Below are 15,561 nucleotides of genomic sequence, written 5' to 3'. Positions count from 1 at the left end.
GCTCCATGATGGAGCGGCACGCTTTTTTTGCGCTGGCGCAGAAGTTGGTTTTGCGCTGGCGCAGAAGCTGATTTCGCGCTGGCGCAGAAGTAGGTCTCGCGCTGGAATTCAGCGCAGCGCAGTCTTAGTTGCTGCTGGCCTTCCAGGTGCCGTCAGGCTGCTTGCAGAACCAGAACTGCCATTTTTCCGTGGTGGCGCCGCGGGCGAAATCGCCGACCAGGAAGCGGCAGAGGCGGTCGTCCTTGACCTTGCTGGTCTGCGTGGGCGTCAGCTGCACGGTGATGGGCGGGGCCTTTTTAGGCTGGTGCGTGCTGCTCCACTGGGTGCGCTGGCCGTCGGCCGAGCTGTTCAGCGACTGCGCTACGGCTTCGTGGAACGAGGGCTGATCGCCCTTGGGGATCTGCGTGATGATGGCATTGTTCAGCATCACCGGAGGCGCGGCGAGCGCCGGCGCCGAGATGCCGCAAGCCACCAGCAAAGAGGCGAGAACGCGGGTGTGTTTCAAGATGGGCTCCCTGTTGAGTCGTAGTGTTATGCCTGATCTTGGGGCGATAGTACGCGAACAGATGGAACAGTGCTTTGCGCGGCGGGCCGAAACTGGCGGTTTTTGCCTTGAGGCCACACTGCGATGCAGAAAGAGTGGTGTCATGGAGCACGGCAGCCGATTTCCCTACAGGCGAAAAAAAGCCGCCAGATGCTGGCGGCCAAGGTACAACAAGGGGAGGGGTAAATCCGCGTGCGCTCAGTTGGCGTGGTAGACGCCTTGGAAGGGCACGTTGTTCGGTTCCACATCGGCCATCTGGCCGGCGGCGCGGGCGGCAGCCAGTTCGGCGCGCACTTCAGCGCGGGTCTTGCCAGTGGCGGGCGTACCGTAGACGCCTTGGAACGGCACGTTGTTCGGTTCCACTTCGGCCATCTTGCCGGCAGCCTTGGCGGCAGCCAGTTCGGCTTGCACCTGGGCGCGGGTCGGGCCTTCATACGGCGTGCCGTAGACGCCTTGGAACGGGACGTTGTTGGGTTCGATGTTGGGCGAGGCGGCGTAGGCGCCGGCGCTCAGCGCGGCCAGGGACATCATCAAAGCGGTAGCGAGGGTCTTCATGGTAAATCTCCGATTTCAAGAGCTTTGGGAGCGAATCGGCGGCCTATCCGTCTGGTTCGTTGCTGTTTCCCGATGGCTCAATAGTGCGCTGAATCGGAGTAGGGATAAACCCTTGTATTGGTAAAAGATATTCCCATCAGTGGAAAGATAGACGTTTTCTTAGGATATATTTTCCATAGATGGAATTAGGGACGCTTTATCCAGGCGAACGAAGGCCTGGAACGCGGTAGTTCCCTGAGGTTTTGGACGCAGGTGGGGAAGACCAGCGCGGCGGGCGCGGCCGGTATCAGTAGTGCGGCGGTATTTCGTCGCGCAGGCTGCGGAAGGCGGCGCCGCCCTCGGGCGTCTGCTGGCGCAGGTCGGCCACTTCACGCATCAGCCGGTCTATCTGCTGTTGCTGGCGCACGATGATCTGGTTGAGCTGTTCCAGCATGTCGTCCGAGAAGCTGGCCTTGACCTCCAGCTCCAGCAGGCGGCGTTCGATGTCTTGCGAGTTATCCATGGCGGGTATTAGAACCGATTCCCGCCGCGGCCCCTACAGGAGGCGTGTTTGGCGCAGCGGCAGTGGTGGCTTACGGGCATGGGGCGTTGGGCCGTGCATGGCCTGCTGGCCTCGTTTCCAGCGGGGGCCGCCTGGGCGCAGGAGGCGGAACCGCTGATGCCCGCGGTGGTGGTGACGGGGACGCGCCTGGGCACCTCGGTGCTGGACACGCCGGCCTCGGTGAACGTGGTGGAAGGCGCGGCCATGCGCCTGCAGCAGCCGGGCATCAACCTGTCCGAAGGCCTGGCCGCCGTGCCCGGCCTGCAGATCCAGAACCGCCAGAATTACGCGCAGGACCTGCAGATATCCAGCCGCGGCTTCGGCGCGCGCTCCACCTTCGGCGTGCGCGGCGTGCGCCTGTACGTGGACGGCATCCCGGCCACCATGCCGGACGGGCAAGGGCAGACGTCGAACATCGACATCGGTTCCATCGGCCGCGTCGAAGTGCTGCGCGGCCCGTTTTCGGCGCTGTACGGCAATTCCTCGGGCGGCGTGATCCAGGTGTTTACCGAAGACGGGATGGAACCGCCGTCGCTCACGGCCAGCGGCTGGGGCGGCAGCTACGGCACATGGCGCTATGGCGCCCGCGCCAACGGCGCCAGCGGCGGGCTGGACTACGTGCTGGACCTGACGCGTTTCACCACCGACGGCTACCGCGACCACAGCGCCGCGCGCAAGAACCTGGGCAATGCCAAGCTGGGCCTGCAACTGGACGACGCCAGCCGGCTGACCATCGTGGCCAACAGCGTGGACCTCAAGGCGCAAGATCCGCTGGGATTGACGTACCAACAATTCCAGGACGACCCGCGCGCGGCTCCCCTGGCCGTACAGTTCGACACCCGCAAGACGGTCAGGCAGACCCAGGGCGGGGCGGTCTACGAGCGCATGGTGGACAGCCGCAACACCTTGCGGGTGATGGTCTATTACGGCCAGCGCGACACCACGCAATACCAGGCGATTCCGCCTGCCGCGCAGATGGCGCCAACCCAGGCTGGAGGCGTCATCGATCTGAAGCGCCAGTACGGCGGCGCGGACCTGCGCTGGACCTCCGAGCTGGCGATGGCGGGCAGGCCGCTGACCCTGATCGGCGGCTTTGCCTACGATTCCATGCGCGAAGACCGCAAGGGCTACCAGAACTTCAGCGGCGAGGGCGCCAACCGCCAACTGGGCGTGCAGGGCGCGCTCAGGCGCGACGAAACCAATACCGTCTACAACGCCGATCCTTACCTGCAGGCCTCCTGGCAGATGTCAGAGCGCTGGACGCTGGACGCGGGTCTGCGCTACAGCACCGTCAGCTTCGATTCCAACGACCATTACATCGTGTCCGGCAATGCCGACGACAGCGGCGACGCGCGCTATCGCAAGGCTTTGCCGGTAGCAGCCATCCGCTATGCGCCGAATTCCGATCTGAGTTTTTACGCTTCGTATGGCCGGGGATTCGAAACGCCAACGCTCAACGAGATCTCCTACCGTCCTGGCGGCCAGCCGGGCCTGAATTTGGGCCTGGCGCCCGCGCTCAGCACCAATCTGGAAGCCGGCGTGAAGGCCAGCATGGCGGGCGGCCTGCTGACGGCCGCCGTGTTCCATACCGGCACCGACGACGAGATCGTGTCCGCGGGCAGCACGGGCGGACGGACCACCTACCAGAACGCCGGCCGCACGCGGCGCGACGGCGTGGAACTGGGCTGGTCGGGCGAATTCGCGCGCCATGGGCGCGCGCAGCTCGCCTATACCTGGCTGAATGCGCGCTACGCCGACGACGGGCCAGGCGATATCCGCGCCGGTAACAAGATCCCCGGCATCGCGCGCCAGGCCGCCTATGCCTCGCTGGCTTGGGCGCCGCCCGAAGGCTGGCAGGCCTCGGTGGAAGGGCGTTTCCTCAGCAAGATCTATGTGAACGACGCCAACGACGGCGATGCGCCTGGCTACTTCGTGGCGGCGCTGAGCGCGGGCTATGTGCTCAAGGCGGGGGCCTGGGAGCTGAACGCCTACGGGCGTGTGGATAACCTGTTCGACCGGCGCTATGCCGGGTCCGTGATCGTCAACGAGACCAACGGACGCTATTACGAACCGGCGGCCGGACGCAGCCTGGGAATGGGCGTAGGCGCGACCTACCGGTTCTGAAGCTGGCGTTCAGTCCGGCATGTCCGGATAGCAGAAACCGTAGTCTTCGCAGGCCGGACAGCCGGGTGCGGCGGCGGGCGGCAGGCCCGCCTGCTCACAGGCGGAATAGGCCAGGAACTGCTTCCACCGCAGGTTGCGCGCATTGCGCACCACCAGTCCCGGATAGTGGCGCGCCAGCAGGAAGGTCACGTCTTCGCGGCCGGACAGGCCCAGGTCCCGCCACAGATGGTCGGGCCGCAGACAGGCGTGCGCCAGCACGCTGCTGACCCAGGGCGTGGTGCTTGCGCCGGGCGCGGCCCAGGTGTCCAGCAGCGCGCGCAGCAGACGCATGAATTCCGCCTGGGCCGCATCCAGGTTGCGGGCGGGGTAGATGGCGGCCTGCTCGCGCAAGGCGGCCAGCGCGGAATCATGGCCCGTCAGCGCGCCGGGAAAGAGGCGCGCGATCAGCCCTTCCAGTTCCCGCGACGACAGGCCGCTGCGTCCCAGATCGCCGCAGGCCAGGCTCTTGCCGATGACGGTGGCAAAGAACCCCGCATCGGGATGGCCGGGCGGCGCATGGCGCAGCAGCGCGCTGGCGAACCGCAGGGTGGGTTCGGCGCTGTCGGCCGGGGCGGCTGCGGGGGCGATCGAAACGGCGTGCATGGCGGAGGAGCGTTGGGCGCAGAATAATTAAGCTGTTAATGAAAGCGTTATGTTGTCGAATATATAACGAAAGTTGTCAGCAGTCTTTGCGGTAAAGCACCGATGGCGGGGCTTGCCAGATTGGCGCGGGAAGGCGCGTATCATCGGCCCCTTCCTATCCGTCCCCTGAAGCTTCCGCATGCCGCGTTCCTTCCGTCCCGTTGTTTCGCGCCTGTGCGGCGCCGTCGCGCTGGCGCTGGCCGGCCTCGCAGCGATGCCGCAGCCGGCCAGGGCTTTCGACATCGGCGCAGTCATCGAGGCCAGCCGGCTGTCGCGCTATCCGCTGCAGGAACCGGAGAGGCGCGTGTGGGGCAGCGAGAACGTCAAGGACGCGGTGCTGGTGGGCCAATTGGAGAACCGGCTGTACCTGTACCGATACGTGCGCGAGATGGGCAAGGAGTTCAAGCTGGATTTCCGTTCCGGGCCGCTGGCGATAGATCCAGCATCCTGGAAGGCGTCGCGCGAAGAACGGGTCAGCGTCAGGACGCCGCGCAACGGCGAGACGCATTACTGGGTCGGCTACTCCTACAACGACGCCGACGAGGCGCGCGCCACCGGCTTTCTGGTGGACGCGACGGGCGAGGCCTATGAAGTGGCTGCGGACGGCGCGCTTGCGGTCGTGACCGGCAGCCGGCCTTGGGACGAAGCCGGCAAGGCCGCGGTCCTGGCCGCGCTGCGGCCGGCGCTGCTGGACTATCCCAATCGCCTGAAGACGTTTCCGGCGCAGGTGCGCTTCGAGCAGCGCGCGGCGGAGGACGCGCAGGCCGGGTTTCTGGCCCTGCACCAGGCGGCGCGCGCCGTTCCGCGCGCAAAGACTGCCGAGTTCGGTAGCGCGCTGGCGGCGCTGCGCCGCTTCGTCATGTTGCGGGACTATCGCGCGATCGATCCCGGCGGCAAGGATGCGGCAGTGCTGATCGCACTGAACGACTATGGATTCTGGCTGGCGGACTCGGGCGAGACGCAGGAAGCCGACCGCATCCTCGGCGACGTGCTGCGGCGCGATCCGTCACGCACGGCGGCGTACCTGAACCGCGCCGACGCACGTTGGAAGCAGGCAGGAAAGGCGGGCGACAAGCGGGGCTACTTCGAGGCCTTGGCGCGCGAGGACTACCGCCAGTACTGTTCGCGCCGCCTGGCCGCGCAGGAGCCCATACCCGGCAACATCGCCAGCCGCATCGGTACGGCGTTGAACGTCCCGGCCCTGGACGCGGCGGCTTGCCGGCCGCGCCTGGCCATCTTCCAGGCGATCCAGGCTGGCGACGCGGCCGCGGTGCAAGCCGAACTGGCACGCGGGCAGGACCCTGGCGGCGTCAACGAGAATGGCACATCGGCGCTGGCGGCGGCCGTATCGCGCAAGCAGCTCGAGATCGTGCGGATTCTGCTGGCCGCGGGCGCCAAGGCCGACGGTCCAAACAACGGCTATCCGCTACTGGCCAGCGCGCTGCCGGACGCCCAGGACGCACGGCCGGCCGCCGAGCGCTATGCGCTGGCCGACACCCTGATCGCCGCGGGCGCGCCCGTGGATGCCATGGATAGCGGCGGCACGCCGCTATTGATGCGGCGTATTTCCTACCACAGCGGCGACAAGGACAACTTGCTCTATCTGCTGGAGAAGGGCGCCAACCCCAATGCCCGCGAGAAGAACGGACGCTCGCTGCTGCATGCCGCCATGCAGACCCCGAAGAACCTCTGGTACGCCGAAAAGCTGCTGGCCAAGGGCGCCGACATCAACGCCGCCTATGTCCGCATGTACTACGGCAACCGCGCCATGTGGGAGACGCCGCTGCTGGAAGCCTTGCGCGAATCCCTCAGCGGCGAGCTGGCGCCTGCCGTGGTTTATCCGGTCCCCGAACGGGTGAGTTTTGCGCTGGCCCACGGCGCGGACGCAGCCGTGGGCGGTTATGGCACGGGCAAGGCGCTGGAGCGCAACGGCTTGAACGAAGCGCTGAGCCTGGCGGCGCGCTATATGCAGCCGGCGCTGGTAGACCAACTGGTCCAGGCGGCAGGCCAGCCACGAGAGCCGCTGACGCCCGAGTCGTTGTCCAGCCTGTTGAGCGTGTGGAACCAGGTCGAGATCCGCGCGGCGGTCAAACAGAACGGCCCCGAATGGGACGGGCTGCGGGCCCGGCTGCGCGTCACGGCCGCGCGCCTGCTGGCGGCCGGCGTACCGTTGACGCAGCCGTCCGACGCGACTGGCGTGCTGGCCAACCGCATTGCGCCGCTGAGCCTGCCGTGGCTGCCGGACGACTTGTACCTGGAATGGCTGCAAGCAGGCGCTGATGCATCCGATCGCACCGATCAGGGTATCCGTATCCAAGGCTTGGTGGACCCCGATGCGCTGCCGCTGGTCATCATGCTGCGGCTGGGGCAGGAAGCGAAGGCGAAGATGCTGCTGGAGCACGACGCCGGCCTGTACCGCACGCCCTGGCGCTGCGGCGCGGCCGTGGCGGACATGCTGGCCTGGCAACTGAGTCAGGACGGGAGCCCCTTGGGCCCGGCCGGCGCGCGTGCCGTCAGGCAGGTGCTGGACGGCGCCGAGGCCGCGCCTGCCTGCGACTTGAACCAGCGCTCGCGCGTGCAGCCTTTCGCGGGCCTTAGCGCAAGCGAACTTGCGCGCCGCGCCAATGTGACGTTGACGCTGCGGCCGGCGCCCTGAGGCCGCGGCGGGATCGCCGGATCGACGGCCAAAAAAACAGGCGCCCTCGGGCGCCTGTTTTTCTTGCTTCAACGGCAAGCCGTCATTACATGGCGTGACCCATGTTGACGTTCATGTTGTACAGCACCCAGGCGGAGCCGCCGACGATGATGGAGATGATCATCAAGGTGAAGACGAACGTGGCCAGGTTGTCGCGGGCCGACTTCGATGCGCCCATGTGCAGGAAGTACACCAGTTGCACCAGCAACTGGAGCACGCACAGCGCCACCACACCGGCGATGGTGATGGCGTGGGACAGCCCGCCGTTCATCACCAGGCCGAAGGAGCCGAAGGTGAGAACCAGCGAGAGCACGAAACCGATGATGTAGGACTTCAGGCTGCCATGGTCGGCGGCGTGATCGTCGTGGCCGTGTGCGGCCGCAGCGGAGTGCGACATCAGAGGGCTCCCAGAAGATAGACGAAGGTGAAGACGCAGATCCAGACGATGTCCAGGAAGTGCCAGAACAGGCTCAGGCACGCCAGGCGACGCTTGTTGATCGAATCCAGGCCATGGCGGCGGATCATGTCCAGCAGGACGATGATCCAGATCAGGCCGAAGGTGACGTGCAGGCCGTGCGTGCCGATCAGCGTGAAGAATGCCGACAGGTACGCGCTGCGGCCCGGGCCGGCGCCTTCGGTGATCAGGTGATGGAATTCATAGACTTCCATCGCGATGAAGCCCGCGCCGAACAGGAACGTCACCATCAACCAGCCCATTGCGCGGCTCTTGTTGTTGGCGTGCACGTTCAGGTTGGCCATGCCGAAGGTGAAGCTGGAGAACAGCAGCAACAGCGTTTCGACCAGCACGAACTTCAGATCGAACAGTTCCTTGCCCGTCGGGCCGCCCGCGGTGGCGTTGGACAACACCGCGAACGTGGCGAACAGCACCGAAAAGATCAGCAAGTCGCTCATCAGATAGACCCAGAAACCGAATACGGTCTTGGATCCATCGTCGTGATGCGCGTGATCGTCGTGACCCGCGTGGGGGTGAGTGGCTACGGCTTGAATCATGGCTCAGGCGGCCTTCTGCATTTTGTCAAAGTGAGCGTTTTCGATGCGTTCGACTTCCGCGGCCGGGACCCAGTAGTCGACGTCGCGGTCATAGGCGCGGACGATGAACGAACCGACCATGCCGACGAAACCGACGATGGACAGCCACCAGATGTGCCAGATCAGCGCAAAGCACATGACCAGGCCAAAGGCGCCGATAACCACGCCCATGGCGGTGTTGCGCGGCATGTGGATGTCTTCGTACTTGGCCGGGCGCTTGTAGGCCTTGCCGTTCTGCTTGTCTTCCCAGAACTGGTCCAGCGAGTCAACGTGCGGCACGTGGGCGAAGTTGTAGAAAGGCGCGGGCGAAGAGATGGCCCATTCCAGCGTGCGGCCATCCCAGGGATCGCCGGTGACGTCCTGGTTCTGCTTGCGCTGGCGAACCGAGACGAACACTTGCTGCAGCAGGAACCAGATGCCCAGCATGATCAGCGCGGCGCCGGCCAGCGCGACCAGCAGGTAGGGCTGCCATTCGGGATTGTCGTAGTGGTTCAGGCGACGCGTCATGCCCTTGAAGCCCAGGATGTACAGGGGCATGAAGGCCATGAAGAAACCGACGAACCAGCAGTAGAACGAGTAGCGGCCCAGGCGCTCGTTCAGCGTGAAGCCGAACGCCTTGGGGAACCAGTAGGTCATGCCGGCGATGCAGCCGAACACCACGCCACCGATGATGGTGTTGTGGAAGTGGGCGATCAGGAACAGGCTGTTGTGCAGCACGAAGGACACGCCGGGGATGGCCAGCATCACGCCGGTCATGCCGCCGATGACGAACACGATCATGAAGCCCAGCGTCCACAGCACCGGCGTGGTGATGCGCAGGCGGCCGCGGTAGATGGTGAACAGCCAGTTGAAGATCTTCGCGCCCGTCGGGATCGAGATGATCATTGTCGCTATGCCGAAGAAGGCATTGACGTTGGCCCCCGCTCCCATGGTGAAGAAGTGGTGCAGCCAGACCAGGAACGACAGCACGCCGATGGCGGCCGTGGCGTAGACCATGGACTTGTAGCCGAACAGGGTCTTGCGGGCGAAGGTGGCCACGATTTCCGAGTACACGCCAAACGCCGGCAGCACCAGGATGTAGACCTCGGGGTGGCCCCAGATCCAGATCAGGTTCACGTACATCATGACGTTGCCGCCCATGTCGTTCGTGAAGAAGTGCGTGCCCAGGTAGCGGTCCATCGTCAACAGCGCGAGCGTGGCGGCCAGCACCGGGAAGGCGGCGACGATCAGGACGTTGGTGACCAGCGAGGTCCAGGTGAAGATCGGCATCTTCATCAGGCTCATGCCCGGCGCGCGCATGCGCAGGATGGTCACGATGAAGTTGATGCCGCTAAGCGTGGTGCCCAGCCCGGATATCTGGAGCGCCCAGATGTAGTAATCCACCCCTACGCTCGGACTGTAGTCCAGCCCGGAAAGCGGCGGATAGGCGAGCCAGCCGGTCGCGGCGAATTCGCCCACGAACAGCGAGATCATCATCAGCGCGACGCCGGCGCCGAACAGCCAGAAGCTCAGCGAGTTCAGGAACGGGTAGGCCACGTCGCGGGCGCCGATCTGCAGCGGCACCACGATGTTCATCAGCCCGGTGATGAAGGGCATCGCCATGAAGAAAATCATGATGACGCCGTGGGCGGTGAAGATCTGGTCGTAGTGGTGCGGCGGCAGGAAGCCGGCCGAGTCGGCGGACGCGACCGCCAGCTGGGTACGCATCATGATGGCGTCGGCGAAGCCGCGCAGCAGCATGATCAGGGCGACGATGATGTACATCACGCCGATGCGCTTGTGGTCGACCGAGGTCAGCCATTCCGTCCAGAGATACTTCCACTTCTGGAAGTAGGTGATGGCGCCGAAGACCGCTAGGCCTCCCAGGCACACGGCGGCCAGCGTAACCATGACGATGGGTTCATGGTACGGAATGGCCTCGAGGGTGAGTTTCCCGAGCATTGTTAGTTAATTCCTGCGATCAGATTGTTCGACGTGGGGGTGCACGTGGCGGAGTCCACGCCGGCCATCTTGGTCATGGTGCTGCCAAGAATGAAATCAAACATGGCGGGCGGCGCCGAGGAGTACTTGACGACCGGATTGCGCTCGCTGCGCTTGGCCAGTTCCGCATAGACCTCGGGGGTCAGTGCGGTCGGGGCGGCCTTGGCATCCTTGACCCAGTTGTCGAACCCTTCCTGAGACATGGCGATGGCCTTGAAGCGCATGCCGGAGAAGCCGGCGCCGCTGTAGTTGGCCGAGATGCCCGCATAGGTGCCGGCTTCGCGCGCGTTCAGGTGCAGCTTGGTCTCCATGCCCGCCATCGAGTAGATCTGGCTGCCCAGCTGGGGGATGAAGAACGAGTTCATGACCGTGGCCGAGGTGATCCGGAAGTTGACCGGAACATCGACCGGGAAGGCGATCTCGTTGACCGTGGCGATGTCGTACTCGGGGTAGATGAACAGCCACTTCCAATCCAGGGAGACCACCTCGATGGTCACCGGCTTGTGTTCGGACACGAGCGGCTTGTAGGGATCCAGCGCGTGCGTCGAGCGCCAGGTGATCACGGCCAGGATGGCCACGATGATACAAGGGACGGTCCAGACCACGACTTCGATTGCCGTGGAGTGGGCCCACTTGGGCTGGTAGTCAGCTTTGGTGTTGGATGCGCGGTATTTCCAGGCAAAGGCCAGGATCATGACAATGACCGGAATCACGACGATGAGCATGAGCCCGGTCGTCGTGAACAGCAAAGTCCTTTCCTGGATGCCGATATCTCCCTTGGGGGAGAGGATTTCCATGTTGCAGCCGCCAAGCAGCATGACCGCGCCGACGCTGAGAATGCGCGTAAGGGTCGCAAGGAGGGGGTGTTTCACGTACAGCCTTGGATGGAAGGTGGGAAATGCTGCAAAGCAGCAGACTGGAATGCTGCTAGGCAGCAACGTCCATCCTATCGGCTTGATATCGGTCAAGCATGCGACGAATGGTCGCATTGCCTGGGAGGATTCCGCCCCAAGGGGGGCAGATTCAGGGTTTTCCTAGGGGAGCAGGAGGCTGCCCCCAGGTTCCCGGGTGCGACGATATGTCGCACCACCGCATGTGTAGGATGCGACGTTTTGTCGCATCCGCACAAATCAGTCCACGAGGACTTCGCGTTCCGGCCCCGGTTTCTTGGCCAGCTTGCGCTGCAGGGAGCGCCGATGCATGCCCAAGAGGCGCGCCGCCGCCGAAACATTGCCGCCGGTTTCGTGCAGGGCCTGGTGGATGTGCTCCCATTCCAGGCGGTGCAAGGGCGTCATGGTGGTTTCGATCATAACGTTTTCCGGCTTCACCAGGCCCAGCGTACGCAGGATCATGGGCGCCGTGGCGGGCTTGGGCAGGTAGTCGTCCGCGCCGCGCTTGATCGCCTCGACCGCGGTGGCCACGCTGGCGTAGCCGGTGACCAGCAGGATCCGCATGTCGGCGCGCAAGGCGCGCAGCGGACGGATTAGGGTCAGGCCGGAGTCCTCGCCCAGGCGCAGGTCCACCAGGGCGAAGGCGGGGCGGATTTCCTCGGCCACGCGCAGCGCCTCGGCGATGCCGGTGGCGGTTCGGGTTTCCAGGCCGCGGCGCGACAGGCTGCGCTGCAAGGTGCGCACATACAGTTCGTCGTCGTCGATCAGCAGGCCAAGATCGGTTGGGTTCATTGCACTCAAGTCCCGGTACTCCCCAGCGGGAGGTAAAAGCGAATACGCGTGCCGCCTTCCTCGGCGGCGGTCATGGTCATTTCGCCGCCCATCTGTTCCACCGTGGCGTGCGACAGCGCCAGGCCCACGCCCAGCCCTCCCGGTTTGCCGCTGTTGAACAGGCTGGTCGCCGGCAGCAGGGTTTGGTCAGGATCGAAACCCCGTCCGTAGTCCCTGACTTCGCCGCGCAGGGCGCCATAACCGTACTCCAGATGCAGGTCCACGCGCGGCACGTCGGCGGCTTCGCCAGCGTCCGCCGCATTGTTCAGCAGGGCCTGCAGCAAGTGGGCGATGGCCGGATCGACCCGCAGGCGGCCGGGCAGGGTGCCCGAGCGTTGCAGGTCGATGGTCGGCCGGATCAAACGCCATTGCCCCACCACGCGGACCAGATCCACCGCGGTTGGGACCGCCAGATTGCGGATACGTTCCCGGCACAGGGCCAGCAGCTGGCTGAGGGTGGAGACGTCGGCGCGCAGGTCCTCGTCCTTGACCTCGGCGGCGATCTCGTCGGCCAGCAGGGTCATGGTCGCCAGCGGCGTGTTCAGTTCGTGCGCCATCGCCGCGGCGTGGGTAGCCAGGGCGACGATGCCTTCGTTGCGGGTGAAGCGTTCGCGCAGCCGCGCCAGCTCGCGTTCGCGGTCGCGCAGGTCCGACGCCAGGCGGGTCGAAAACACCAGCACCACCACCACGGATATCAGGAAGTTGGCGCCCATGCCCCAGAGCAGCAGGGTATGGGTGTCGACGTCGCCGCGCAGGGGCTGGCCGAAGATCGCGGCCACGGCGTAACCCGAGATGCCCGCCACCGCCGCGGCCAGCGCCCAGTTGCGCGGCAGCGCCAGGGCCGCCAGCGCGGTCAGGATCAGGAACATCATGCCGAACGGATTGCTGATGCCGCCGCTCCAGCCCACCATCCAGGCCAGCACCGCCATGTCCACGAACAGATGGCCGAAGGCGGTGGCGTGGGACAGGTCGCGCCGCTGGCGCAGGCGCAGGCTGGCGTAGACGTTGAAGCCGATCAGCGCGCCGACGCCTATCCACAGCGGCTCGAGCGGCAGGGCCAGGCCCAGGACGCTGCTGGCCAGCAGGATGGTGGCGGCCTGGCCCGCGATGGCGAGCCAGCGCAGGCTGCAGAGGGTACGCAGGAATGAAAAGGCGGAACTACCGGGCATATCCAGACACAGAGGTGCCGGCAGGCTGCCGGCGGCTACGGGCGCCCGGCTGCGCGGAACGCTGGCATCCGGGGCGCGGCGGCGGGGCCGGCTGCCGCCGCGCCTGCGGGGAGGCCGGCGGTGGATGTGCAGGCATTGTATGGCGAATCAGGAGCCGCCGCCGGTCAGCGGGCGAATGATGCGTCCCTGATATGTGAGTCAACTGCCCGGGCCTGCCGTCGCCTCGCCTCTGTATTAATGGATATCAGAGGTGCCGCTGTGGGCCATCGCGGGAGGAGGATAGTCTTCCTGGTCGGACGCCATCTGCCCCTGGATCTGCGCCTGCTGCAGTTCCTGTTCCACCTGGGCGCGGGTTTCGCTCTGGTGGGACATAACGGGAGGAGGATAGTCTTCCTGGCCGAACGAGTACTGGCCGTCGGCCTTGGATTGGGCCAGTTCGGCGCTGACCTGGGCCGAGGTCTTGGCGGCGGGGGCGGTGCGGGACACCTGCCAGTCACCATAGAGATCGCGAGAGTACTGCGTGGTCTGGGCCTGGACGGCCCCGGCGGCGGCCAAGCCGGCGCATAGCAATAAGGTCTTGCTGAGGGTCTTCATGAAACGCTCCTGGCAATCAAAGCTTGCGGCCGTGGAGGACCGCGCCTTCGTTCGCGATGCTGCCTGCGGACGATTCCTGGATGCGGGAAAGCCTGGCCGGGCGCACCGCGAGGGCGCGCCGGGCCTTTTCCAATTCGACCCGGCGCGCGGCGCGGCGTTGCACCGCGGGCGGCCTTGTTGCAAGGAAGCTGTTTCAGCCGTGAAGTACTGCTGTCAAGCCACTTTCATGGGGACGTTGTGGGCAGGGCCTCAGTGGCCGTGGCCGGCGGCGGGAGCGGCCGCCGCGTTCAGCGGGCGCGCCACCGCGTCCACCGCCACGCGGCGCTGGCGCTTGTCGGCGTCCTCGACGATGAGCGTCAGGGCGACATGGTCGCCGGGCGAGATCTGGCCGGCCAGGTCGATCAGCATCACGTGGTAACCGCCAGGCTTGAGTTCCACGGCCTGGCCCGCGGGCAGGGCGATGCCCGGCACCTGGCGCATCTTCATGACGTTGTCCTGCATTGCCATTTCATGGATTTCCACATGCTTGGCGGCCTGCGATTCCACGCCGACCAGGCGGCCCGCGTTGGCGGAGGTCAGGCGCATGAAGACGCCGGTGGCGTGCTGGCTGGGCACCGTGGAGCGCACCCAGGCGTCGTCCACCTTCAGGGCGGCGTCCTGGGCGAGCGCGGCGGGATGGGCGCCCGCCAGGGCGCAGACGGCGAAGGCGGCGGCTGACAGGGACTTGATCGCGGATTTTTTCATGATGGTTGCCTCTATATATAGGTTTGGGTCAGAGCACGGTGCGCAGGTCGTCCACGCATTCCTGCGCGCTTTGCTGGTGGCGCAGGGCGATGCGCAGCTTGCCGCTGGCGTCGATGACGTAGGTCAGCGCGGTGTGGTCCATGGTGTAGGACGAGCCGGTCGCGACCTTCTGGTAGAAGACCTTGAACGACTGGGCGGCGGCGCGAGTCTGCTCGGCATTGCCGCGCAGGCCGACGAAATCCGGATCAAAGGCCTGGGTATAGGCGCGCAGGATTTCCGGCGTGTCGCGCTCGGGATCGACGGTGATGAAGAGGACGCGCAGCTTCTTGGCATCCGCGCCCAGCAGGCTCTTGATCTCGACGGCGCGGGTCAGCGCCGTGGGGCAGATGTCCGGGCACTGCGTGAAGCCGAAGAACAGCATGACCGGCTGGCCGGCGTAGTCGGCAAGCCGGCGTTCGCGGCCCTCGGTGTCCTGCAGCTGGAAGTCGCCGGCCGGCATGCCGGACAGGTCCATGCCGTGCAGCTTGGGCGCATCGGGGCCGCAGCCCGCCAGGGCCAGCAGGGCGAAAGAGGACAGCAGCAGGCGGCGCCGCGGATCGGGCGCGTGGGCGCGCGGCGCGCCAGCGGGCGCGCGCAGAAGAGGGGAATGCATGAAAACCTCGTCGGTTGACGGTTCGTCCAGGAGCGCGGCGGGGCCGCGCGTGCAGGCGGAGTCAGGCGAGGAATGGCGGGGCGCGGGAACCGAGAGGCGGACCCGAGGCGGTCCGGACGGGGGGCGCGTCGCGCGCGGGCGCGGGCAGCGCATGCCGGCCGGCGGCCAGCAGCAGGGGAGTGAGCGCGGGGGCGGGCGCGGGCGCCACATGCGCCAGCAGGCCGAAGGGGCAGAGCGCGCCGGCCTCGGCGGTTTCGTGTCCGGCCTTGTTCTTGTCGCCGGGCGACAGCGCCAGCGTCAGGGCCGACAGGTCGCCGGCAGCCGAGCAGAACGTGACTTCCAGCCGGCCATCGTGCAGCGCCCGGGCGTCGGGCATGTAACCCGCGGGCACCAGCGCGCGCAGCGCCAGGGCCAGGAGCGCCAGCCATAGCACGCCCCGCGCGCGCGCGGCGCTGCCGAGGTGCTGGAGGCGGGTCAGGCGGGACATGGCGGTATTCTAGTGCGCAGGCAG

16 protein-coding genes are annotated in these 15,561 nt (G+C 66.1%); 2 read left to right on the top strand and 14 right to left on the bottom strand.

Translation table 11 applies throughout. The features are described 5' to 3' along the window. Positions 1-124 precede the first annotated feature (124 nt). The 3 genes from AC6LKD_RS05910 to AC6LKD_RS05900 all read right to left on the bottom strand — a co-directional run bounded on the left by AC6LKD_RS05910 (position 125) and on the right by AC6LKD_RS05900 (position 1,601). Positions 125-505 carry a hypothetical protein gene (locus AC6LKD_RS05910; RefSeq protein ID WP_498115515.1) on the bottom strand — a complete coding sequence of 127 codons (381 nt, stop codon included), beginning with the start codon at positions 503-505 and terminating at the stop codon, positions 125-127. 237 nt (positions 506-742) lie between these two features. Continuing rightward, positions 743-1,099, bottom strand: coding sequence for a DUF4148 domain-containing protein (locus AC6LKD_RS05905; protein WP_498115514.1), 357 nt, complete (start codon positions 1,097-1,099; stop codon positions 743-745). 286 nt (positions 1,100-1,385) lie between these two features. Then, positions 1,386-1,601 carry a SlyX family protein gene (locus AC6LKD_RS05900; protein ID WP_013395897.1) on the bottom strand — a complete coding sequence of 72 codons (216 nt, stop codon included), beginning with the start codon at positions 1,599-1,601 and terminating at the stop codon, positions 1,386-1,388. Between the two features lie 78 nt (positions 1,602-1,679). Here AC6LKD_RS05900 and AC6LKD_RS05895 point away from each other — a divergent pair, with 78 nt between their 5' ends. Next, positions 1,680-3,764 carry a TonB-dependent receptor domain-containing protein gene (locus AC6LKD_RS05895; protein ID WP_498115519.1) on the top strand — a complete coding sequence of 695 codons (2,085 nt, stop codon included), beginning with the start codon at positions 1,680-1,682 and terminating at the stop codon, positions 3,762-3,764. A gap of 9 nt (positions 3,765-3,773) precedes the next feature. Here AC6LKD_RS05895 and AC6LKD_RS05890 read toward each other — a convergent pair whose 3' ends face one another. Next, the gene (locus AC6LKD_RS05890; protein ID WP_498115513.1) at positions 3,774-4,406 is read right to left on the bottom strand and encodes a nitrogen fixation protein NifQ; all 633 of its coding nucleotides are present in this window, start codon (positions 4,404-4,406) and stop codon (positions 3,774-3,776) included. Positions 4,407-4,584: 178 nt separating this feature from the next. Between AC6LKD_RS05890 and AC6LKD_RS05885 the strand changes: the two genes are divergently transcribed. Beyond that, a complete protein-coding gene (locus AC6LKD_RS05885) occupies positions 4,585-7,101 on the top strand; it encodes an ankyrin repeat domain-containing protein (protein WP_498115512.1) in 2,517 nt (838 codons plus the stop codon). 85 nt (positions 7,102-7,186) lie between these two features. Here the strand turns inward: AC6LKD_RS05885 and cyoD are convergent, their stop codons facing one another. From cyoD to AC6LKD_RS05835, 10 genes are all read right to left on the bottom strand, one after another. After that, positions 7,187-7,537 (bottom strand): cytochrome o ubiquinol oxidase subunit IV, encoded by a 351-nt coding sequence (gene cyoD / locus AC6LKD_RS05880; protein WP_332013848.1) that lies wholly within the window; start codon positions 7,535-7,537, stop codon positions 7,187-7,189. Further along, entirely contained in the window at positions 7,537-8,151 is a 615-nt protein-coding gene (cyoC, locus tag AC6LKD_RS05875; RefSeq protein WP_129529981.1) for a cytochrome o ubiquinol oxidase subunit III, read from the bottom strand. The genes cyoD and cyoC overlap by 1 nt, the downstream gene beginning before the upstream one ends. Positions 8,152-8,154: 3 nt before the next feature. After that, the gene (gene cyoB / locus AC6LKD_RS05870) at positions 8,155-10,131 is read right to left on the bottom strand and encodes a cytochrome o ubiquinol oxidase subunit I (RefSeq protein ID WP_013395891.1); all 1,977 of its coding nucleotides are present in this window, start codon (positions 10,129-10,131) and stop codon (positions 8,155-8,157) included. A 2-nt stretch (positions 10,132-10,133) separates the two neighbouring features. Continuing rightward, positions 10,134-11,042, bottom strand: a complete 909-nt coding sequence (gene cyoA, locus AC6LKD_RS05865) for a ubiquinol oxidase subunit II (protein WP_013395890.1) — start codon at positions 11,040-11,042, stop codon at positions 10,134-10,136. A gap of 258 nt (positions 11,043-11,300) precedes the next feature. After that, positions 11,301-11,852 (bottom strand): response regulator transcription factor, encoded by a 552-nt coding sequence (locus tag AC6LKD_RS05860; RefSeq protein ID WP_492274473.1) that lies wholly within the window; start codon positions 11,850-11,852, stop codon positions 11,301-11,303. Between the two features lie 5 nt (positions 11,853-11,857). Next, positions 11,858-13,060: an ATP-binding protein gene (locus tag AC6LKD_RS05855; protein ID WP_013395888.1), complete on the bottom strand. Its 1,203-nt coding sequence runs from the start codon at positions 13,058-13,060 to the stop codon at positions 11,858-11,860. A 234-nt stretch (positions 13,061-13,294) separates the two neighbouring features. Continuing rightward, the gene (locus AC6LKD_RS05850; protein WP_492274474.1) at positions 13,295-13,654 is read right to left on the bottom strand and encodes a DUF4148 domain-containing protein; all 360 of its coding nucleotides are present in this window, start codon (positions 13,652-13,654) and stop codon (positions 13,295-13,297) included. Positions 13,655-13,903: 249 nt separating this feature from the next. Beyond that, positions 13,904-14,398, bottom strand: a complete 495-nt coding sequence (locus tag AC6LKD_RS05845; RefSeq protein ID WP_498115511.1) for a copper chaperone PCu(A)C — start codon at positions 14,396-14,398, stop codon at positions 13,904-13,906. A 28-nt stretch (positions 14,399-14,426) separates the two neighbouring features. Next, positions 14,427-15,050 carry an SCO family protein gene (locus AC6LKD_RS05840; RefSeq protein WP_013395885.1) on the bottom strand — a complete coding sequence of 208 codons (624 nt, stop codon included), beginning with the start codon at positions 15,048-15,050 and terminating at the stop codon, positions 14,427-14,429. Between the two features lie 61 nt (positions 15,051-15,111). After that, positions 15,112-15,537, bottom strand: a complete 426-nt coding sequence (locus tag AC6LKD_RS05835) for a DUF2946 family protein (RefSeq protein ID WP_207465778.1) — start codon at positions 15,535-15,537, stop codon at positions 15,112-15,114. Positions 15,538-15,561: the final 24 nt, after the last annotated feature.

This window comes from Achromobacter sp. D7-1, assembly GCF_059760445.1.
This window is presented reverse-complemented; position numbering and strand designations above follow the sequence as displayed.